Source organism: Cohnella lubricantis (assembly GCF_014212015.1).
Taxonomy (GTDB): Bacteria; Bacillota; Bacilli; order Paenibacillales; family Paenibacillaceae; genus Cohnella; species Cohnella lubricantis.
In genome coordinates this window covers 42,554-64,137 of sequence record NZ_JACJVN010000005.1, presented here as the reverse complement: position 1 = coordinate 64,137, position 21,584 = coordinate 42,554, and the positions used below count along the sequence as shown (strand labels likewise).

General features: G+C 57.1%; 21 protein-coding genes. 15 read left to right on the top strand and 6 right to left on the bottom strand.

Annotated features, from left to right (window positions below; all coding sequences use genetic code 11):
- Positions 1-99 precede the first annotated feature (99 nt).
- The 5 genes from H4Q31_RS00800 to H4Q31_RS00780 all read right to left on the bottom strand — a co-directional run bounded on the left by H4Q31_RS00800 (position 100) and on the right by H4Q31_RS00780 (position 4,777).
- Positions 100-1,332, bottom strand: a complete 1,233-nt coding sequence (locus H4Q31_RS00800; protein ID WP_185177166.1) for an aminopeptidase — start codon at positions 1,330-1,332, stop codon at positions 100-102.
- 252 nt (positions 1,333-1,584) lie between these two features.
- Positions 1,585-2,196, bottom strand: coding sequence for a hypothetical protein (locus H4Q31_RS00795; protein WP_185177165.1), 612 nt, complete (start codon positions 2,194-2,196; stop codon positions 1,585-1,587).
- A 109-nt stretch (positions 2,197-2,305) separates the two neighbouring features.
- Entirely contained in the window at positions 2,306-4,105 is a 1,800-nt protein-coding gene (pepF, locus tag H4Q31_RS00790) for an oligoendopeptidase F (RefSeq protein ID WP_185177172.1), read from the bottom strand.
- A gap of 223 nt (positions 4,106-4,328) precedes the next feature.
- A complete protein-coding gene (locus tag H4Q31_RS00785; protein ID WP_185177164.1) occupies positions 4,329-4,508 on the bottom strand; it encodes a hypothetical protein in 180 nt (59 codons plus the stop codon).
- Between the two features lie 35 nt (positions 4,509-4,543).
- Positions 4,544-4,777 (bottom strand): hypothetical protein, encoded by a 234-nt coding sequence (locus H4Q31_RS00780; protein WP_185177163.1) that lies wholly within the window; start codon positions 4,775-4,777, stop codon positions 4,544-4,546.
- A 359-nt stretch (positions 4,778-5,136) separates the two neighbouring features.
- Here H4Q31_RS00780 and H4Q31_RS00775 point away from each other — a divergent pair, with 359 nt between their 5' ends.
- The gene (locus H4Q31_RS00775) at positions 5,137-5,334 is read left to right on the top strand and encodes a cold shock domain-containing protein (RefSeq protein WP_185177162.1); all 198 of its coding nucleotides are present in this window, start codon (positions 5,137-5,139) and stop codon (positions 5,332-5,334) included.
- 182 nt (positions 5,335-5,516) lie between these two features.
- Here H4Q31_RS00775 and mnmA read toward each other — a convergent pair whose 3' ends face one another.
- On the bottom strand, positions 5,517-6,662 hold the full coding sequence (gene mnmA, locus H4Q31_RS00770) for a tRNA 2-thiouridine(34) synthase MnmA (protein ID WP_185177161.1): 1,146 nt from the start codon (positions 6,660-6,662) through the stop codon (positions 5,517-5,519).
- Positions 6,663-6,916: 254 nt separating this feature from the next.
- Here mnmA and cymR point away from each other — a divergent pair, with 254 nt between their 5' ends.
- From cymR to H4Q31_RS00700, 14 genes are all read left to right on the top strand, one after another.
- Positions 6,917-7,336, top strand: a complete 420-nt coding sequence (gene cymR, locus H4Q31_RS00765) for a cysteine metabolism transcriptional regulator CymR (protein ID WP_185177160.1) — start codon at positions 6,917-6,919, stop codon at positions 7,334-7,336.
- Positions 7,337-7,414: 78 nt separating this feature from the next.
- Positions 7,415-8,584: a cysteine desulfurase family protein gene (locus tag H4Q31_RS00760; protein WP_185177159.1), complete on the top strand. Its 1,170-nt coding sequence runs from the start codon at positions 7,415-7,417 to the stop codon at positions 8,582-8,584.
- 40 nt (positions 8,585-8,624) lie between these two features.
- Positions 8,625-9,149, top strand: a complete 525-nt coding sequence (locus tag H4Q31_RS00755) for a PRC-barrel domain-containing protein (RefSeq protein ID WP_311771654.1) — start codon at positions 8,625-8,627, stop codon at positions 9,147-9,149.
- Between the two features lie 9 nt (positions 9,150-9,158).
- Positions 9,159-9,365: a YrzR-like zinc ribbon domain gene (locus H4Q31_RS00750; RefSeq protein ID WP_185177171.1), complete on the top strand. Its 207-nt coding sequence runs from the start codon at positions 9,159-9,161 to the stop codon at positions 9,363-9,365.
- 161 nt (positions 9,366-9,526) lie between these two features.
- On the top strand, positions 9,527-10,597 hold the full coding sequence (locus H4Q31_RS00745; RefSeq protein WP_185177157.1) for an AI-2E family transporter: 1,071 nt from the start codon (positions 9,527-9,529) through the stop codon (positions 10,595-10,597).
- Positions 10,598-10,985: 388 nt separating this feature from the next.
- The gene (alaS, locus tag H4Q31_RS00740; protein WP_185177156.1) at positions 10,986-13,628 is read left to right on the top strand and encodes an alanine--tRNA ligase; all 2,643 of its coding nucleotides are present in this window, start codon (positions 10,986-10,988) and stop codon (positions 13,626-13,628) included.
- A gap of 243 nt (positions 13,629-13,871) precedes the next feature.
- A complete protein-coding gene (locus tag H4Q31_RS00735; protein WP_185177155.1) occupies positions 13,872-14,147 on the top strand; it encodes an IreB family regulatory phosphoprotein in 276 nt (91 codons plus the stop codon).
- 2 nt (positions 14,148-14,149) lie between these two features.
- Positions 14,150-14,572, top strand: a complete 423-nt coding sequence (ruvX, locus tag H4Q31_RS00730) for a Holliday junction resolvase RuvX (RefSeq protein ID WP_185177170.1) — start codon at positions 14,150-14,152, stop codon at positions 14,570-14,572.
- A 2-nt stretch (positions 14,573-14,574) separates the two neighbouring features.
- Positions 14,575-14,883 (top strand): DUF1292 domain-containing protein, encoded by a 309-nt coding sequence (locus H4Q31_RS00725; RefSeq protein ID WP_185177154.1) that lies wholly within the window; start codon positions 14,575-14,577, stop codon positions 14,881-14,883.
- 18 nt (positions 14,884-14,901) lie between these two features.
- Positions 14,902-15,198, top strand: a complete 297-nt coding sequence (locus H4Q31_RS00720; protein ID WP_185177153.1) for a DUF1292 domain-containing protein — start codon at positions 14,902-14,904, stop codon at positions 15,196-15,198.
- Positions 15,199-15,301: 103 nt separating this feature from the next.
- Positions 15,302-16,690, top strand: coding sequence for an endolytic transglycosylase MltG (gene mltG / locus H4Q31_RS00715; protein ID WP_185177152.1), 1,389 nt, complete (start codon positions 15,302-15,304; stop codon positions 16,688-16,690).
- Between the two features lie 134 nt (positions 16,691-16,824).
- The gene (locus H4Q31_RS00710) at positions 16,825-17,760 is read left to right on the top strand and encodes a peptidase U32 family protein (RefSeq protein WP_512698811.1); all 936 of its coding nucleotides are present in this window, start codon (positions 16,825-16,827) and stop codon (positions 17,758-17,760) included.
- A 62-nt stretch (positions 17,761-17,822) separates the two neighbouring features.
- Entirely contained in the window at positions 17,823-19,085 is a 1,263-nt protein-coding gene (locus H4Q31_RS00705) for a peptidase U32 family protein (protein WP_185177151.1), read from the top strand.
- Positions 19,086-19,276: 191 nt separating this feature from the next.
- Positions 19,277-21,421 carry a methyl-accepting chemotaxis protein gene (locus tag H4Q31_RS00700; RefSeq protein ID WP_185177150.1) on the top strand — a complete coding sequence of 715 codons (2,145 nt, stop codon included), beginning with the start codon at positions 19,277-19,279 and terminating at the stop codon, positions 21,419-21,421.
- The last annotated feature ends 163 nt before the right edge of the window (positions 21,422-21,584 follow it).

Below are 21,584 nucleotides of genomic sequence, written 5' to 3'. Positions count from 1 at the left end.
ACTGTCTACTTGACGGGGTGAAGTTCAGACGGAGGAACGGCCCTAGCTAGATTCACGGTTTGTTTTTATGGAGCATCCGCGTCACTTTAGGGGGGGCGCTTAGATCGCCCAGTTGCCTTGGCGGAAGATTTGCTCTTCTTTGCCGTCCGCGGTGACGCCGTAGATGTCCATCTCGGCCGAGCCGATCATGAAGTCGACGTGCGTCATGCTCTTGTTGAGACCGCTCTTAGCCAGTTCTTCCTCGGACATCTGCGTGCCGCCTTTGAGGCAGAACGGATAAGCAGCGCCGATCGCCAAGTGGTTCGAAGCGTTCTCGTCGAACAGCGTATTGTAATACAGGATGCCGGATTGCGAGATCGGCGAGAAGTGGGGGACAAGCGCCACCTCGCCGAGATAATGGGAGCCTTCGTCCATCTCGACGAGGTTCCTGAGCGTATCTTCGCCCTTCTCTGCCTTCACATCGACAATTCGGCCGTTCTCGAACGTAAGCGTGAACCCGTCGATGATATTGCCGCCGTAACTGAGCGGCTTCGTGCTGGACACATGGCCGCTGACGTCCGAAGCGAGCGGCGCGGTGAACACTTCCTCCGTCGGCAGGTTCGCCACGAATGGCGTGCCCTTCTCATTCGCACTGTCGGCTGCGACCCAGATATGGCCTTCCGGCAGCCCGACGAACAAGTCGGTTCCTGGAGCGACATAGTGAAGCCGTTTATATTGCTTGGCGTTTAAGTAGTCGGATTTCTGATTCAAAGTCTGAATATGTTCTTGCCATGCGGCGACAGGATCGTCGCGGTCGACGCGGACAGCGGCGAAGATAGCGTCCCACAGCTTGGCGACTTGCTCTTCCTGCGGCGCATCCGGGAACACTTTAGCCGCCCAAGCGGCGGAAGGATTGGCGACGACGCACCAGCTGAATTTGTTCGAGAGCGTATATTTGCGGTACAGGCTCATCGTTTTCCCGTACGTCTTCTGGTGGTTGACAATTCGCTCCTGCGGCACGCCCTTCAACAGATCCGGATCCGAGGAGACGACGCTTACGACCGCAGCGTTCTGCTCAGCCAGCTCGACCATCTCGCCGGCATACCACTTCGGCTCTTCGAGGAACGCGCCTTCATCGGCGTGATCGTAGCGCAAGCGGGAGACCGTGTCGTCGTTCCAGTTGACCTTTACGAGATAGGCGCCGGCCTCGTAACCCTTGCGCGCGATGGCGCGAACGAGGTCTACCGAATCGGTCGTTGCGTTAACGACCAGCTTCTGACCTTTCTGCAGCTGCAGGCCGATGTTGACGATCAGGTCTGCGTAACGATCTAATTTTTGCTCATGTGTTGCCATAAGAACGGATCCTCCTCCGCTAATTAGAAACTTTCCTGTACATTCCTTTACTATAACACAATCGGCGGGTTCCAACCCAAACGGATAAGGTCGAAAAGTCATAACTGCAGCAATCCCTCGAACTTAGCCGGCGAATAGTGTGCCGCAGAACGGGTCTACTATTTGACCGTCTGTTCGATACCAAATCGTACGGTTCCGGTCTTCAATTCGGACGCTATCCGGGTACGCGTTCATGTCAACTGGATTGCCGTATTAATAGAATGTCAGGTGCAGTACAGGGGAGGAGATTGTCGCCGGCGGTTTAATCTGCTGCTTCTCGTGAAGCAAGAAGACTTTGGCGGCAGACCTCACTCTGAATTCTGAGAAGCAGTAGTATGGATTGTTCTCGGCCACTGAGACTCGAAAGTCGATCCAATCGACAACAATGGCCAATATCGCTGCGAAGGTGCCGAAGAAGTCGATCCAATCGACTACAATGGCCAATATCGCTGCGTAGGTGCCAAAGAAGTCGATCCAATCGACTACAATGGCTAATATCGCTGCGTAGGTGCCAAAGAAGTCGATCCAATCGACAACAATGGCTAATATCGCTGCGAAGGTGCCGAAGAAGTTGATCCAATCGACAACAATGGCCAATATCGCTGCGTAGGTGCCGAAGAAGTCGATCCAATCGACTACAATGGCTAATATCGCTGCGAAGGTGCCGAAGAAGTCGATCCAATCGACTACAATGGCTAATATCGCTGCGAAGGTGCCGAAGAAGTCGATCCAATCGACTACAATGGCCAATATCGCTGCGAAGGTGCCGAAGAAGTCGATCCAATCGACTTTATCCGCAGCCGTCCATCGCGAACACTCATCCAAGCGCAACAAGGCCCGCCTCTAAGCTATGTGAATAGCTCAAGAGACGGGCCTTTGCTATAGAGCGAACGGTGCAGAGCGAACGGCTAGCAGCCGCATGTCTGCTCTCGTATTAACGCCCCGCCGTCAGCTGCTCCATCTGCTCGATCAAGTCCTTGAAGACGCTCATCGCCTGTGCGATCGGCTCCGGCGTGGACATGTCGACGCCGGCCTTCTTCAGGATGTTGATCGGGTAATCGCTGCCGCCGCTCTTTAGGAAGCCCATATAGCGGTCGACGGCCGGCTGGCCTTCGTCGAGGATCTGCTTCGCGAAGCTCGTCGCCGCCGAGAAGCCGGTTGAGTATTTGTACACATAGAAGCTTGTGTAGAAGTGGGGAATGCGCGCCCACTCCATCGCGATCTCCTTGTCGACGACCATATCCTTGCCATAATACTTGACGTTGAGGTCGTAATAAATATCGCACAGATCCTGCGGTGTGAGCGATTCGCCTGCTTCCGTTCTCGCGTGCACGATCTTCTCGAATTCCGCGAACATCGTCTGGCGGAACAGCGTCGTCCGGAACTGATCGGCGTAGTAGGTGAGGAGGTACATTTTCTCCTTCGGATCAGTGGACTTGTTCAGCAGATAATCCATCAGCAGCGCCTCGTTCAGAGTCGAAGCTACTTCCGCGAGGAAGATCGTGTACTGCGCGTCGCGATACTCCTGGTTCTCGTCCGAATAGTACGAATGCATCGCGTGACCCATCTCGTGCGCGAGCGTGAACATGCTGTTCAGATTGTCCTTGTGATTGAGCAGCACATACGGGTGAGTGCCGTACGCGCCCCAGCTGTATGCGCCGCTGCGCTTGCCCTGATTCTCGTACACGTCGATCCAGCCGTCCTCGAAGCCGCTCTGCAGCGTCTTGCGATACGATTCGCCCAGCGGGACGAGCGCGTCATAGACCGTCTTCTTCGCCTGATTGTAGTCGATGTCCATATCGAACTCCTCGACGAGCGGAGCGAACAGGTCGTACATATGAAGCTCATCAACCTTGAGCAGCTTCTTGCGCAGCTCCATGTAGCGGTGCATGAGCGGCAGATGCTCGTGAACGGTCGAGATCAGGTTGTCATATACGCTCTGCGGGATGTTATCGCCGAACAGAGACATCTCGAGCGCGGACGGGAAGTGACGGACATTCGCGTAGAAAATGTTCTTGGCCACATTGGCGTTCAGCGTAGCCGCCAGCGTATTGCGCCATTTGCCGTACGTGTCATACACCGCTTTGAAGGCTGCTTCCCGAACGCTGCGATCACGGCTCTCGAGGAACTGGATGTAGCTGCCGTGCGTCAGCTCCACTTCTTCGCCGTTCTCGTTCTTGACCTTCGGGAACTTCATGTCGGCGTTATTCATCATGCCGAAGATCGTGCTTGGCGATTGGGAGATGTTGCCGACTTGAGCAAGCAGCGCTTCCTCGTTCTTGGACAGTACATGCGGCTTCTGGCGGAGCATCTCTTCGAGCGTATGCTTATATGTACGGCTCAGCGACGGATCTTGAATGAACGATTTCAATTGTTCTTCGGAGAGTGACAGAATCTCCGGCGTGATGAAGGACAGCGCTTCGTTCACCTCGACGCTCAGCTTCTTCGACTTCTCGGAGAGCGCCTGATTCTTGCCTTCCGCCATATCTTCATGATGGCGCATGTTGGCGTACACGTAGAGGCGTTCGGTCGACAAGGACAGATCGTCCTCGAGGGCGAAGCACTCGGCGATTGCCGCCGCATTCTTCAGCTTGCCTTGATAGGCTGCGATCTCGCCGATCTGCTTGCGTACTTTGGCGTATTCTGCATCCCATTCGGCTTGGCTCGCGAACAGATCCTCGAGCTTCCAGTGATAGTCCGGCTTGGATTCGCTTCGGGTCGGTACTTGGTTCATCGTCTCGGATAACCTCCTATTCGATATATGAGCGCTGCTGCCTTGCGCCGGGGCCGCGGCTGCTGCTGGAGAGCGCGGGACGGGGGACAGCGCGATGGAGCCTAGTAAAGATAACGCCGCCAGAGCGGCGGCGGACGGCAGGACATACGATCTCATTGAGCGAACCTCCATAGGTGACGGTAACGTTCGCTCCTAGTATGTCCTGCGGCGCTAAATTTTACCTCTAAGCGCCTGCGGCGGCGAAGAAGTAGACGATCAGGAAGAAGGCGAATGCGACCAAAGCCAGGGCGGTGATCGCCATGCCGCGGCGCAGGCGGTCGGGAATCGACTGCCGCTGCCAGATCAGCACGGCGCCAAGGCCGAACGAGGCGATGGCAAAGATGAGAATGGCGTTAGCGTCCAACCGGCGGCAACCTCCTCGGGGTTCGTAAAGGGTTGTTAGATGGAGCGAAGGTTGTCTAGCGTCTCGCGCAGCTGCTCTTCGCCTCGCGGGAAGTTCTTCGCATCAAAGTGGTTCTCCGCCCAGTGCATCATCTCGGCGCGGCTGAGGAACTTGTGGCACTCCTCGCCCCATTGGTCGGATATCTCGCGGACGACAAGCGTCTTGCCTTGCACTTCGACGGTCAGCATGTTGTAATTGTCGTGTTTGTAAATGACGTGTTTGGCGAACATGGTTCATATCTCCAAGCGTAACGCCGATTTGGCGATTTTTTCTTAATCATAGAAGAGATGGGCGCAGAAATCAATGTTCGGCGAAGCGGAAGAGCCGACCGGGCCGAGCTAACGACGATATTGAAATGGGACATATGACCATATATTAGGGATATTATGGAATGGACTCGCCGGATCGCGGCTGCGTCTTATGCTGTTGGAAAATGCCCGATTGCCGCGGTCTCCAGCCGAATTCCAGCTCACTCGCTATTTTGGTTCGACAAGAATAATTCAGAAAGTTCACATATTGCGTCCGGACATTGAATCGGTTATAATCAGGTTATTCGCCGATGACGGCGAGATTTTAGGAGGTTTTTCATTTGAGAGGAACAGTTAAGTGGTTTAACGCAGAGAAAGGCTACGGCTTCATCTCCGTAGAGAACGGCAACGATGTATTCGTTCACTTCTCTGCTATCCAAGGCGACGGCTTCAAGACCTTGGAAGAAGGTCAAGCGGTTGAGTTCGACATTACGGAAGGCAACCGTGGCCCGCAAGCATCCAACGTGGTGAAACTGTAAGTCACGCTTAAGCGCGGCTTCTGAAATATCACGAACGTGCGCGAACGAACCTCCGGCCTTGGCCGGGGGTTCGTTCTTGCCTTAAGCGGGCTTCGCTAATGCAGCCGAAATTATAGATAAGCCCCCCGCTCGTGAAGAGCGGGGGGCTTATTGGCGGTCTGGCAGCTTATGGCGGTTGCTGCTCAGGCTTCCGCGCCTACAGTGCCGGCGGCTGCTGCGCCGCGCAGCGCATGCTCGATCGTGCCGCCGCCAAGGCAGGCGTCGCCATCGTAGAAGACTACGGCTTGGCCGGGCGTGATCGCCTTCTGCGGCTGGTCGAAGTCGACGCGCATCGTACCGTCCGGCTGCGGCGTCACGGTGACGCCTTGATCGGGCTGGCGATAACGGAACTTGGCCGTGCAGCGGATCGGCCCTTCCGGCTTGTTCGGACTGATCCAGTTGATGGAATCCGCGGTCAGTCCTACTGAGTACAAGCTCGGGTGCTTATCGCCTTGGACGACGTAGAGCACGTTGCGCTCCAGGTCCTTGCCGGAGACGAACCAGGGGTCGCCGTTGCCGGAGCCGCCGATGCCCAGCCCTTGGCGCTGGCCTAGGGTATAGTACATCAACCCATCGTGGCGGCCCTTCACTTCGCCGGTGCGAATATCGACCATGTCGCCGGGCTTAGCCGGCAAGTATTGGCTCAGGAACTCCTTGAAATTCCGCTCGCCGATGAAGCAGACGCCCGTGCTGTCCTTCTTCTTCGCGGTGGCAAGGCCGGCTTCTTCCGCGATGCGGCGCACTTCCGGCTTCGGGAGATGGCCGATCGGGAACATCGCGCGGGAGAGTTGATCTTGATCGAGCGCATGGAGGAAGTACGTCTGGTCCTTGTTGTTGTCGACGCCGCGAAGAAGCCGGTACTCGCCGCCGGCCGTGCGTTCGACGCGCGCGTAATGGCCGGTGGCGATGCAGTCCGCTCCAAGATCAAGCGCCTTCTGCAGGAACTCGCCGAATTTAATCTCCCGATTGCACATCACGTCCGGATTCGGCGTGCGTCCCCGGCGGTATTCCTCGAGGAAATATTCGAATACCCGGTCGTAATATTCTTCCTCGAAGTTAACTGTATAATAAGGAATTCCGATCTGGTCGCAGACGCGCCGCACATCTTCGGCGTCGGCATCGGCGGTGCAGACCCCGAATTCGTCGGTGTCGTCCCAGTTCTTCATGAAGACGCCGATCACATCGTAGCCTTGCTGCTTGAGCAGCAGAGCCGTGACAGAGGAATCGACGCCGCCCGACATGCCCACGACAACGCGCGTGGAAGCGGGGTCGGATGGTTGGTAGTTCATGGCATTCACTCCTTGAACCTGAGGGTTGACCCGCAGGTACCCCTCATTGTAGCATAAATGGGCTTTCTTCTCACGTTCATGGCGGCAACGGCTTGTCTGTAATTGAAATGACATGAATATGTTACGTATTTTTTGACCACAAAGAGAATTGTTATGATAACATATATGTGATATGGGGATACTTCTCTTTTTGCCGGATGATACGGACAGAAGATAGATATAGCAATGACTTGTGTGGAAAAGAGGTGCGGTTGTTGAAGATTTCGACGAAGGGCCGTTACGGGCTGACGATCATGATGGAACTCGCGGCCAAGTTCGGCGAAGGCCCGATCTCGCTGAAGAGCATCGCCGAGAAGAACGGGCTTTCCGAGCATTATCTGGAGCAATTAATCGCGCCTTTGCGCAATGCGGGCTTGGTGAAGAGCATTCGCGGGGCGTATGGCGGTTATATTCTGTCCAATGAGCCGGAGGGCATTACGGCGGGAGACGTTATCCGCATTCTGGAAGGCCCGATCAGCCCGGTGGACTTCACCGAGGAGGACGACCCGGCGAAGCGGGACCTGTGGCTGCGCATCCGCGACAGCATCGCGGAGGTTCTCGATTCGACCACGCTTCACGATCTGATCAACTTTAAGGAAGAAGGTACGCCCGACAGCTACATGTTCTATATTTAAAATCGGCGGAGAAATGCGAAAGAACGATCTGTTACAACGCAAAGAATTCGCCGGTTTGTGTAGTAGAGGGCGAGCAATATGAGCAACGACTTGATTTATTTCGATCATTCGGCGACGACGCCGATGCATCCGGAAGCGATCGCGGCCTATGCCGAGGCGGCTTCCCAGGGGCCGTCCAATCCGTCCAGCCTCCACGCGGCGGGCCGCGCGGCGAGGGGACGGATTATCGCCGCCAGGGACAAACTGGCCGCCATTCTCCGCTGCGATCCGGCGGAGCTCGTCTTCACCGGCGGCGGCACCGAGAGCGATAATGCCGCCTTGTACGGTGCGGCGAGAGCTCAGCGCGCGCGCGACCCGAAGCGGACGCGCATCGTCACGACGGCGGTTGAGCACCACGCCGTCTTGCACGCATGCGAGAAGCTTGAAGAAGACGGCTTCGAGTTGTATGTACTGCCGGTTGACAACGCCGGACGCGTCAGCGTAGACGACGCCGACAAGGCGATCGGCGAGACGACGGCAGTCGTCAGCGTGATGGCGGCGAACAACGAAGTCGGCACGCTTCAGCCGGTCGGCGCCATCGGGCGCATCGCCCGCGAACGAGGCGCCGTCATGCACGTCGACGCCGTTCAGGCGTTCGGCTATGAGACGCTCGATCTTCGCGAGATGCCCGTCGACCTGCTCAGCCTGTCCGCGCACAAGGTGAACGGGCCGCAGGGCGTCGGCGCGCTGTTCATCCGCAAGGGCGCTCCGTTCGAGGCGACTCAGCGCGGAGGTTCGCAGGAGCGGGGGCGCCGCGCCGGCACGGAGAACGTCGCGGGAATCGCCGCGTTCGTCCGAGCGGCGGAGCTTGCGGCGGAAGAGCGAGAGGAGCGTCGCGCGCATGTGCGCGCGATGCGCGAAGCACTGCTGGACGGCCTTGCCGAACAGCTTGGCGCAGACGCCTTCGCCGTGAACGGCGCGGAGGAGGAGAGCATGCGGGTGCCGCACATTCTGAACGTCAGCTTCTTGGGCTTGTCGAACGAGACGATGCTCATGAATTTGGACCTGGCGGGCGTAGCCGCATCGGCAGGATCAGCGTGCACCGCAGGCTCCCTTCAGCCGTCTCATGTGCTGACGGCGATGGGGCTCGCGGAAGAAAGATGCCGTTCGGCGATTCGATTCAGCTTCGGTTTGGGCAATAATATAGCGGAAGCGGAAAAAACCGCAAAAATCATTGCAACCATTGCGAAGCGTTTGCGTAATAGATAACAAGCGTCTCGCATAAGAGGGGCCCAGACTTTTGAGAAATGTGCAACAAATGATCGGTTTGCCCGTCTATTTAGAGAGCGGGAAGCAAATCGGCCGCGTTCAGGATATTGTGCTAGACGAATTTTGGCGGATTTCTTGCCTCGTACTCGATACGAAGATTTGGTTTCGGAACGCCGTCCGCATCGTGAATTGGGCGGACGTCTCGACTCGAGGGGAAGACGCATTCTTCGTTCGGGACCGTTCCGCAGTCTCGACTATTCACCGCAAGCATCTGCTTCGTTCCTTCCATACCGGGCGAATCCGGTTGAAGGAGCTGCCGGTCTATACGGTAGATGGACAAGAACTCGGACGTGTCTCCGACGTTTACTTCGGTAAGTCAGAGGGTATACAAATAATAGGTTACGAATTGACGGACGGTTTTCTCGCGGATGTGTTCGAGGGCAGACGCCGGCTTATATTGCCGGAAGGACCTGAAGGCGTCACCCTGGGCGAAGATGCTATCTTGGTTCCCGCTTCGTGCGAGCGGGTGCTGGAGAGAGAACCTTACGCGGAAAGTGACAGGTGATGAGCGATGATGATGAGATGCCCCAATTGCAACTCCAAGGATATAGGCAAGATCGGTTCGCACCAATTTTATTGTTGGAGCTGCTTTATTGAATTGACGGTCAACGGCGACAAGATGTCGGTGTACCAAGTCGAAGAAGACGGAACGCTCAGTTCCCTCGATGACTTGTTCTTCGGCGAGCCGATTCCGCCGCAAGTGCAAGCGAACGGCATGTAATTTCCGTGCTGTAACTCCAATATGAATTCCATTGCCCCGGTCTGCTCGCGCTATGCGAGCGGCCGGGGTTTATTCGTGATCAACGTTTACGCTTGGGGGCAAGTACGCATACTGGAGGAGACCGGCGCCTGAAGGCCAAGCGAAGATGGAGGTGGGGCGTCTTGTTCCGGTTTGCCCAAAGTCGTCTTTTTACCATATTGGTCTATGTCATTCTCGGGCTTCTGGCTTTATACCTGCTCATCCTCGTTCGTCCGCTGCTCGCATCGGTCTTCCGGTTCCTCAAATCCGTATCCGCCCCGTTCTTCGTCGCGATGATCATCGCATACGTCCTGAACCCGGTCGTCGGACTGCTGCACGGCCGGAAGGTGCCGCGAACGGCAGCGGTGCTGCTCATCTACGCGGTCTTCATCTGCAGCTGCGTGGTCATCTTCGTCAATGTGACGCCGATGGTCGTCGGGCAGGTGCAGGAGCTGAACGAGCACGTGCCGGAGATGACGATGAAGGCGCAGAGCCTAGTGCATCATTTCAATCATAATGAGATGCTGCCGGAGAGCGTCAGAAGCGGCATTAACCGGTCGGTCGCAGGTATCGAGAAGCAGATCTCCGAGCGCGTCGCCGCGTTCATGCACAACATCGGCGCGGTCGTGAACGTCTTTTTTCTCGCGATGATCGTTCCGTTCCTGGCTTTCTACATGCTGAAGGATATGGATGTCTTCGAACGTGCAATCTTCAAGTACGTGCCGAGAGCCCGCCGACAAGGCGTCGTGCGGCTGCTGAAGGATATCGATGAAGCGCTGGGAAGCTACATACGGGGGCAGCTTCTGGTCTCGGTGTGCGTGGGGGTGTCGGCGTACATCGGCTACTTGCTGATCGGCATGCCTTACCCGCTGCTGATGGCGCTCTTCGTGGCGCTGTTCGACATTATCCCTTACTTGGGCCCGTTCCTAGGCGCGCTTCCGGCGATGGTAATGGCGCTAACGATCTCGTGGAAAATGGCTTTGCTGGTTGCCGTCGTGAATACGCTGTGCCAGTTCCTGGAGAGCAATATCATCAGCCCTCAGGTGGTCGGCCGGTCGATGCATCTTCACCCGATGACGATCATCTTCGTGCTATTGGTCGGGGGTGAGCTGGCGGGCATCGTCGGGCTGCTGCTGGCGGTACCGGTCTATGCGGCTCTGAAGGTAATCGCGCAGCACGTCTCCGCCTACTATATTCGGAGAAAAACCGTTTGACAGCGAGGGAAAGCGTTCACTATAATCAATAAATAGCAAAGCGTTGACAGGACAAGAGTACCTTGCAGACCGTGCTGCAGAGAGAGGATTCCGACGCTCTTCCCTCGGGTGAACCGATAAGCCTAACGGCGGGAAGATGCCGGGGTGGAAGAATCCTTGCGCGAAGGGCGGGGGAAGCCGGTTCTGGAGCTCGATTCAACATCGACGGGTGGGCCCGTTAACGCCCGATGAGGCGATTGCGTTGCCGCTAGGAGGCGCGCGATAACCAGGGTGGTACCGCGAATTCGATTCGTCCCTGACTTGTCAGGGGCGTTTTTTATTTGCCGGGCTGCCGAGCGAGATGGTTAAACCAAACCCATTTTTGGCCCAAATAGAAGGAGGACCCCTAATGCAACCGTTAAAAGCCGCGGATATCCGCGAGAGATGGCTTCGCTTCTTCGAGAGCAAAGGCCACCATGTCGAGCCGAGCGCTTCGCTCGTGCCGCATAATGACCCGTCCCTGCTGTGGATTAACGCCGGCATGGCGCCGCTTAAGCAATACTTCGACGGACGCGTGAAGCCGGAGAACCCGCGCATCACCAACTCGCAGAAGTGCATCCGTACGAACGATATCGAGAACGTCGGCAAGACGCGCCGCCACCATACGTTCTTCGAGATGCTCGGGAACTTCTCCATCGGCGACTACTTCAAGGAAGAAGCCATCACGTGGGCGTGGGAGTTCTTGACCGGCCCGCAGTGGATCGGCTTCGACCCGGACCGCTTGTCCGTGACGATTCATCCGGAGGACGAAGAAGCGTTCCGCTACTGGAACGAGAAGATCGGCATCCCTGAGAACCGCATCATCAAGCTGACCGACAACTTCTGGGATATCGGCGAAGGCCCATGCGGACCTTGCACCGAGATCTTCTACGACCGCGGCGAGAAGTACGGCGATCTGTCCGACCCGGAATGCTACCCTGGCGGGGAGAATGAGCGTTTCCTCGAAGTGTGGAACCTCGTGTTCTCGCAGTTCAACCATAACAAGGACGGCAGCTACACGCCGCTGCCGAACAAGAACATCGATACCGGCGCAGGACTCGAGCGCTTCGCTTCGATCGTGCAGGACGTCGATTCCAACTTCGACACCGACCTGTTCCAGCCGATCATCGCGCATGCGGCCAAGATCGCAGGTGTAACGTATAAGGCTAACCCGGACCACGACGTCGCGCTGAAGGTTATCGCGGACCACATCCGCACCGTGTCGTTCGCCGTCGGCGACGGCGTCCTGCCTTCCAACGAAGGCCGCGGCTACATTATCCGCCGTCTGCTCCGCCGCGCCGTTCGTTACGGCAAGGTGATCGGCATTGACCGCCCGTTCCTGTGGGAGATCACGAAGACGGTCGGCGGCGTTATGGGCGGCCACTACCCGGAGGTTGTGGAGAAGCGCGAGTTCATCGAGAAGGTCATTCGTACCGAGGAAGAACGTTTCCACGAGACGCTCAGCGACGGTCTGGCTATTCTCGCCGACCTGTGCGGCAAGGCGAAGAGCGAAGGCATATCGGTCATCTCCGGACCGGATGCGTTCAAGCTGTACGATACGTACGGCTTCCCGTTCGACCTGACGGAAGATTATGCAGCGGAGCAAGGCATGACCGTCGACCGCGAAGGCTTCGACGCTTCGATGGAGGAGCAGCGCGAACGCGCGCGCTCCGCTCGCCAAGAGACGGATAGCATGAAGGTGCAGGGCGGCGCGCTGTCGGAGTTGACGGCGGAGAGCGAGTTCATCGGCTATGAGAGCTTGACGGCGGAAGCGCGGGTCGTCGCTATCGTATCGGGCGACAAGTTCGTAGACGAGGCAGGCGCGGACGAGACGGCAGCGGTCGTGCTCGACCGCACGCCTTTCTATGCGGAGAGCGGCGGCCAGGTGAGCGACACCGGCACGCTGACGGGCGCGGCTGGACTCGCGGTTAGCGTGAACGGCATGAGCAAGGCTCCGCTTGGCCAGCACGTGCACCACGTGACGGTCACGGCAGGCACGCTGAAGGTTGGCGACGTCGTGGCGGCCAGCGTCAACGCGGCGGACCGCAGCGACATCGTGCGCAACCACACGGCGACGCACCTGCTGCACAAGGCGCTGAAGGAAGTGCTCGGCACGCACGTCAATCAAGCGGGCTCGCTCGTCGAACCGGATCGCCTGCGCTTCGACTTCTCGCACTTCGGCGCGATTACCGCCGAAGAGCTTGCGGATGTGGAGCGCCGCGTGAACGAGCAGATCTGGCTTGGCACCGAGCTCGACATCAGCTACAAGCCGATCGCGGAAGCGAAGGCGCTCGGCGCGATGGCGCTCTTCGGCGAGAAGTACGGCGACATCGTCCGCGTCGTGCGCGTCGGCGACTACAGCCTCGAGCTGTGCGGCGGCTGCCACGTACGGAACACGGCGCAGATCGGCCTGTTCAAGCTCGTCAGCGAGAGCGGCATCGGCTCCGGCGTCCGCCGGATCGAAGCGCTAACCGGCCGTCACGCTTACGCGTACATGGACGAGCAGCTTGGACTGCTGCGCGAAGCGGCCGGGCTGCTCAAGTCGGGCGCAGCCGACGTGCCGAAGCGCGTCGAAGTGCTGCAGGCGGAGCTGCGCCAGGCGCAGCGCGACGCAGAGTCGCTGCAGAGCAAGCTGGGCCGCCTCGAAGCGGCAGACCTTGCCGGCCAGGCGAAGTCGGTCGGCGGCGTGACGCTGCTGGCGGCGCAAGTGAACGCGGGCGGCATGGATGCGCTGCGCGGCGTCGCGGATGAGCTGAAGGAGAAGCTCGGCTCGGCGGTGCTCGCGCTTGGCGCCGTAGACGGCGACAAGGTGCAGTTCGTCGTCGCCGTGACGCCGGATCTGACGGCGAAGGGATTGCACGCCGGCAAGCTGATCAAGGAGCTGGCCGCGATCTGCGGCGGCGGAGGCGGCGGCAAGCCGGAGATGGCGCAAGCCGGCGGCAAGGACGCGTCGAAGCTGGCCGAGGCGCTCGGCGCGGCGGAGAAGCTCGTGCTGGCGCAGCTGCAAGGGTAAGGCTAGAGAGCAGGACTGCTGCGGCTGGAGATGCTCGCGAATAATCGAGTATCTCCAGTCTAAATTGGGCTAACTTGGGGAGAGATATCGATATAATCGAACATCTCGCTTGCCCCGTCAGCATTCGCGTCTGACATAGCCGAAGCCGCGTCGATTATCGGCGGACTCGCCCGAGCGCTTACATTTCCTGTCCGTCCGAGAATGTGATATGATGGATAAGAATGAGAAAGCGAGGTGCTGGAGATGAGCTCGTCGGACAAGAATCATCTGGACCAGACGGTTAAATTCGACGTGGTGCCGGATCCTGAGGAAGTATCGGCCAAGGATATTCTGTTAACCGTGCATGATGCCTTGGTGGAGAAGGAATACCACCCGATCAATCAGATCGTCGGTTATCTGTTATCCGGCGATCCCGCCTATATTCCTCGTCATAACAATGCGCGCAGCCTGATTCGGAAGAAAGAACGCGACGAACTCATCGAAGAGCTTGTCCGGTTCTACCTCCACCATCACCGGTAATGATGAGAATCATGGGGTTGGACTACGGAGACAAGCGGATCGGCGTCGCGATGAGCGATTTGTTCGGTTGGACCGCGCAGGGCGTGGAAGTGATCGAACGGAAGAAGGAAGGCGACTATCTGGATCGCATTCGCGAGCTCGTCCGAGAGCACGAGGTCGAATCGATTGTCGTCGGCTTGCCGAAGAACATGAACGGGACGATCGGTCCGCGTGGCGAAATTTGTATGGCATTCGCGGAAGAACTTAGGCAGACACTATCGATGCCCGTTCATCTCTGGGATGAGCGGCTGACAACCGTCGCCGCCCAGCGTACGTTACTTGAGGCCGATGTCAGCCGCCGCAAGCGCAAGCTGGTCGTGGATAAGATGGCTGCGGCCATTCTCCTGCAGAATTACTTGGACTCCCGTCAGAATGAGAGGTTATAACAATGGCAGACGAGTTGAACCGCGAAGAAGAAGCGGAAATTATTTATATCCCGGACGACGAGGGCAACGACGAAGCATTCGAAGTCATAATGCGATTCGAGCCTGACGACGGCACCGGCCGGAAGTATATCATGCTCATCCCAGCTGACGACGAAGAGGAAGAGCAGGAAGTGTTCGCTTTCCGTTACGAGGAAGAGAACGATGAGATCAAGCTATTCCCGATCGAAGACGAAGCGGAATGGGATATGGTTGAAGAGACGTTCAATACGCTGGCGGGCGGCATCGACGACGCCGAAGACGCCGGTAAGTAAAGGCGGACGGAGGCAGTCATGACGCAAGCGAACGAGAGCATCTTGAAGTTGCTGTTTGGCGATCAGGTAGAGCTGGAAGGCCAGGGCGGGAAGCCCGAGCATTTCAAGATCATGGCGGAGCTGTCGCTCGGCGGACGCGATTATGCGGTGCTTCAGTCGGATGCGATGAAGGCGGAAGGGGATATCGAAGTGTTCCGCGTCGTCGTGGATGGCAATGGAACTCCTCAGCTGGAGACGGTCGAGGACGACGAGGAGTGGGAGAATGTCGCGGAAGCCTACGACGATCTCTTGTTCGGGAGCGAAGATAGGCCGTGACCGGCATTACGGGGATTGCGAATGCGGCATCAGGCAAGGATAATGTGGCCAAAAGAGCGGGCAACCGCTCTTTTGTGCGAGAATCGGCGGCAGGAGGTTAGGCATGAGCAACGATAGAGACGATGACAATCCGATCGGCTGGAACTCGATCTATCCGAACGATCGGGACTCTTCCGAAGAGGAAGAACAGAAGGGCCAGCCGGAAGAGGAGCGTCAGACGAAGGCGGCCGAACTGGGCGAGGGACGCGAAGCGAGCTTGAGCGAGCCCGCCAAACAATCGGCGGCAGCCGCACAGCCGGACGTCGGCTATCCGCGGGATTTCCCGTCCGCACTGGAAGAAGGGAAGCCGCGCAGGCGTCAGCAGCCTATCGCGGATCCATCCGAAGAGGAAGAGGAGAAGACGCCTTCGCCGGTTCGCTACCGGAGGAAGAAAGGCCATCCCGTTCTGTGGTCGTTCTTTATTGCTCTCGGTCTCGTTATCATCGCTGCCGGATCTGTGCTCTTCTATGTATGGAACGGTCTACGTCCAGCGCCTGCATCAACCGAGCCGGTGCGCGTTACCATCGCGAAGGGGATGGGCGCCAAATCGATCGCGGAAGAGCTGGAGCAATCGGGCCTTATTCGTAATGCATTTCTGTTCAGCGCTTGGCTCAAGTATAAGAATGAGGGCGCGGGCTTTCAGGCCGGCGATTATGATATGATGCCGGGCTTGACGCTGGAAGAGATCGTGGCTAAGTTGAATGCGGGCGACACCATCGCCGCCGAGACTGTGAAGTTTACGATCCCCGAAGGCTTCACTGTGGAGCAAATTGCCGATCGGCTGGTGAAGGAAGCCGGCATTAACAAGGATAAATTCCTGCAGGAGATGAAGGACCCGAACGTGCTCGGCGCCTCCATGTGGACGAAGGAGATACCGGAGAACGCTTCATTGAAGTATCCGCTTGAAGGGTATCTGTTCCCGGAAACGTACGAGATGAAGAAGGGATCCTCCGAGGAAGATATCATCGACCGAATGGTCGCCGAGCTGGACCGCAAGCTGGGGCAACTGCCGGAGGATTGGCAGACGACGATGGAAGAGCGCGGCCTGAACCTGCATCAGCTGCTTACGATCGCCTCGCTGGTGGAGCGGGAAGTCATGCTTGACGACGAGAGGGCGAAGGTTGCCAGCGTCATCGAGAATCGGCTGGAGAAGGAGATGCCGCTCCAGATCGACGCGACGATCCAGTATGCGCTCGGCAAGCAGAAGGAGAAGCTGTCGACGGACGATTTGAAGATTGACAGCCCGTACAACACGTATTTGAACCAAGGACTGCCGCCGGGACCGATCGCAAGCCCGAGCCTCAAATCGATTGAAGCGGCGCTGTATCCGGAGGATACGGACTATCTGTATTACGTGACGAAGAAGGATGGCAGCAATCAGCATCTATTCGCGACGACATATAAGCAGCATCAGAAGAACATCGAGACAAGCGAGAAGAATGCGAAGCAATAACAGCAAGCAATAGCAGACAGCGGTGCTCACGCGCCGAATGACCACGCATCGACCCGGCGCCAAGGATACAGACCAGAGCAAGGAGGTCTGCCGGCTGCGCCGGGTCGGTCTTTGATTACTGGAGGTGCAGGACAATCGCGAACCAAGCTGCGGAGCTGCTCATATCGGCAGGCTCGATCGAACAGGTGGCACGTTATATAGAGGCGGGAGCGGATGCAGTGCTTATCGGGGAGTCCCGATTCGGCATGCGGCTTCCTGGAGACATTGGCGACAGCGATATTCGCGGAGCGATCGCAAGAGCGCATGAGCTTGGAGCGAAAGCGTACGTATCGGCAGACAAGCTCTTCCGCAACGATGAGCTTGCAGGTCTCCCCGATTATTTGAGGCTGATAGCGGATGCAGGGGCCGATGCCGTCGTCTTCGGCGATCCGGCCGTGCTAATGTGCGTGCGGGAGGCCGGGGTGGAGCTTAGGCTTCATTGGAATGCGGAGATGACGGGAACGAATGCGGCCACGGCCGGCTTCTGGGGACGCAGAGGGGCCGTACGAGCGGTGTTGGCCAAGGAATTGAACGAAGAGGAGATAACGAGCTTCGTCCGGGAATCTTCGCTTGAGGCGCAAGTGCAGGTACACGGCATGACTAACATCTATTATTCGCGCCGGAATTTGCTGCAGAGCTATATGGATCATATTGGACGCGAAGCGCACATCGTCGATCTCGGCCCCGATCGCGGGCGGTTTCTTGCAGAGGCGGAACGGCCTGAGGAGAAGCTGCCGATCTACGAGGATGCGAACGGCACCCATGTCATGAGTTCGGACGATATATGCTTGCTTGAGGCGCTGCCTGAGCTTCTGGCTGCCGGCGTCCGCAGTATGTATATTGAATCGTTGCTCAAGACGGAAGCGTACAATCTCGCAGTAATTCGCGGCTATCGGGCTGCCATGGATGCTTGGGCAGCCGACCCGGAAGGATATGTCTTCCGCGAGGAATGGCTGGAGGCGATTCGTGAGCATCAGGATCCGTTGCGGGAGCTCAGCTTCGGATTCCTCTATAAGGAACAAGTGTATTGAGTCGATAGAGCTGAGTTACGCGATAAGCGTATGGAATACAATTGCTGCAAGGAGGGGTTAGGATGACCAACGCCGTCTTGGATACGGCCGCCCGAGGAAGAACAGGCAAGCGTTACCGTCTGGACAAGCCGGAGCTGCTGGCTCCTGCGGGTAATCTGGAGAAGCTGAGAATTGCTGTTCATTATGGGGCGGACGCCGTCTATATCGGCGGACAGAAATATGGTCTGCGCTCGAACGCGGACAACTTCAGCATCGACGAGATGCGCGAGGGCGTTGAATTCGCTGCTCGTTACGGGGCGAAGGTGTTCGTCGCGACGAATATTTACGCTCACCAAGAGGATCTGGAAGGGGTGGCGGACTATCTTCGCCAGTTGGAGAGCGTCGGTATCGCGGCCATCATCGCAGCTGACCCGTACATCGTGGAGACGGCGCTTCGCGAAGCGCCGGGGCTGGAAGTTCATCTGAGCACGCAGCAGTCGACCATGAACTGGCAGGCGGTCAAGTTCTGGAAGGAAGAGGGCCTGCCTCGCGTCGTGCTCGCCAGAGAGACATCGATGGAGGAGATCCGGGAGATCAAGAAGCATGTAGATATTGAGATCGAAGCATTCATCCACGGCGCTATGTGTTCCTCGGTCTCGGGCCGCTGCGTCTTGTCCAATCACTTCACCGATCGCGATTCCAACCGTGGCGGCTGCTGTCAATCTTGCCGTTGGAAGTATGATCTGCATGAAGGCGGGCTGGCCGTTGCGAATGCAGATGAGCATCAGTTCACGATGGGCAGCAAGGATCTATGCATGATCCGGCATATTCCGGACCTAATCGAAGCTGGCGTGGACAGCTTCAAGATTGAAGGCCGCATGAAGAGCATTCATTATGTGGCTTCCGTCGTGAATGCGTACCGCCAGGCAATCGACGCTTATATGGCCGATCCGGAATCGTATGCGTTGAAGCAGGAATGGATTGACGAGATCGGCAAAGCAGCCAACCGTCCGCTCAATACGGGCTTCTTCTATTCGAAGCCGGGCGCTGGCGAGCATATTTACGAGCCGGAGGAGAAGCCCGCTCCTTATGACTTCGCGGCGATCGTGCAAGAGTATGACGAAGCCTCCGGCATCGCAGTCGTGCAGCAGCGAAGCCCCTTTAAGCCCGGCATGGAGGTCGAATTTATCGGACCGGGCGGACGAGCTTTCACGCAGCGGATCGATGAGATGACGGATGAAGAAGGCAATCCGCTCACAGTTGCGAGACATCCGATGCAGCGCATTCGTCTGCGGACAGATCAGCCCGTTCGGACATGGGACTTAATGCGCAAACGATTGTTGTAAAATATCCCAAGTAAACTTGTAAGATATTCTAAATATGAGGGGTCATACAGGATTCTGTCGAGGGCCTGTCGAAATTCCTCTGGTAGAGTAAGCTATTGCCGAAACACGGCAACGTTTTACTCCGACAGAGAGATTCGACAGGTCTTTTGTCTGTATTAATTCGAGACATTGAGCCGGAGGGATAGCATCGAATGAAGAAATCAACATGGCGCGAACGAGTGCAAGCTGGCAGCTTGAGGAAGCTGATAGGCAAGTCAGAAGGCGGGGAACGCCGGATTCAGACCAGTCGTCAATGGATAAAAGGGGCTAAGATCGAGAATCCGATTCGTTCCGTCGGTCTAAAGCTATTCATCTTGATCTTCTGCGGGATTCTTGTCTGCGTTATCTCATTAGGTCTGTTCTCCTTTAATAAGTCCAAATCCATCATCGAAGACAAGGTCTCGGTGTCGAGTATGGAGACAGCCAAGCAAACTGCGGGACGCCTGGATCTCCTATTAGGTTCTTACGAACGCAAGACGATGGAGCTGCTGTCCGATCAGGACTTCATATCACTGCTATCTGCATACTTGATCACGACGGACGACTATGAGCGGTTCGACAGCGAAAGATCGATCGATGGGAAGCTGAATGCGATCTTGCTCTCAGACAGCGCGATTACCGGCATTTACTTACTTCCATCCGATTCGAACGGGAAGCCGATCGGTTCGGTCAGCTCGGGAGGAATCCCGGATATCTCCAGCAATCCGCCGTCCTTCATCAATGAGATGCTCGAAGCTAACGGCAAAGCGGTATGGGTGCCGACGATGAAGAAGGGAATCGCGGATCACGCGAAATCTCCGACTATCGCGGTTGGCCGGGCGCTGTTGAACACGAGCAGCAAGGGCAAACCATATCTGCTCGTCATTGAGATTAACCTGAAGCCGTTGCAAGAGATGTTGGAGACCGTTCAATTCGGCAAAGGAAGCTTCACGTACATCGTGACGCCGAACAATAAAATCGTGTATTCGCCCAGCGAGGAACAGCTTGGAACTGAATACCCGCATACACTTCCCGGTGAGAGCGGCAGCGAAACGAGCAATCAGAGCGGTGTAAGAATGCTATCGGTGAGCGCGGCGGCGACATCCGGCGGATGGCAGGTTGTCGGGAACATTCCGGTGTCCAGCCTTGTCGACGGAACGGAAGCGATCAGCACGCTGACTTGGATTATGGTCATTGCGTCCATCGTAATCGCGGCGCTGATCGGCGTGATCGTGCTATTCTCGATCGCCCGCCCGTTAGGACAGCTTCGTACGCTCATGAATGAAGGAGAACGCGGCAATCTGACTGTTCGCTCCAGCATTCGAAGGAAGGATGAGATCGGGCAGCTGGCGGAGAGCTTCAACCGGATGATGGAGCAGATTACCGGACTCGTGCTGAAGACAACCGAGTCGGCGGCTGAGGTGCTGTCCACCGCATCCTCCCTGTCAGAAGCATCGCGCAAGACCGCGACGTCGGCTAAAGAGATCGCAGTTGCGACGGAGGAGATCGCAGGCGGAGCCACCAATCTGGCGGCCGAATCGGAACGCGGCACCGCGATCACTGGCGAGATCGGCGCGAAGATTGAATCCGTCGTCTCGGCCAATGCGGAGATGGGGACTGCTGCTGCGGAGGTCCAGCAAGCGGGGCATAAGGGAACCGAGTACATGGGGGGACTCATGAGCAAGACGGGTCAGACCGAAGAGATGACCCGTTCGATGGTCGAGAAGGTAGATAAACTGAAGGAGAGCACGGGCTCGATCCGCAAGGTGCTTGACGTGCTCGGCAATCTGACGAAGCAGACCAATATTCTCTCGCTTAATGCGACGATCGAAGCGGCGAGAGCGGGTGCAGCGGGCAAAGGCTTCATGGTCGTCGCCGATGAGATTCGCAAGCTCGCCGATCAATCCCGTCAATCGATCGGGTTGGTTGGAGAAGTGGTGGCATCCATTCAACGCGAGATCGATGAGACGGTTGCGGTATTGTCCGACGCCTATCCGCTCTTCCGTGAGCAGATCGAATCGGTTCGCGACGCTAATGAGATTTTCCGGGACGTCCAGAACCATATGAGCGGCTTCGTCCAAAGGCTGGAGTCCGCTACAGGCACGATTAACCAACTTGGCGAAGCGCAATCGACGTTGACGCTCGCCATGACTAACGTAAGTGCGGTTGCCCAAGAGGCTTCCGCGACTTCCGAGCAAGTCGCGTCGCTTAGCAATGAGCAGTTGAATATCAGCGAAGGGCTTGTGGAGTTGTCGAACCGGCTGGAATCCGTCTCGAACGAGCTTCGTGAATCGTTGTCTAAATTCAAAGTGGATTGATACCAGCAGCATTATTGCAGGATCAAAGCCCTCTCTGCGGGAATTGCGCGGGGAGGGCTTGCTTTTTCGAACAGCCTGGTGTATCATTATCTCAGATTTAAGATATTTAATTTAAAGTTAGTAGCTGCATAGCGGATAAGAGTTCTTTTTTTAAGAATTATAT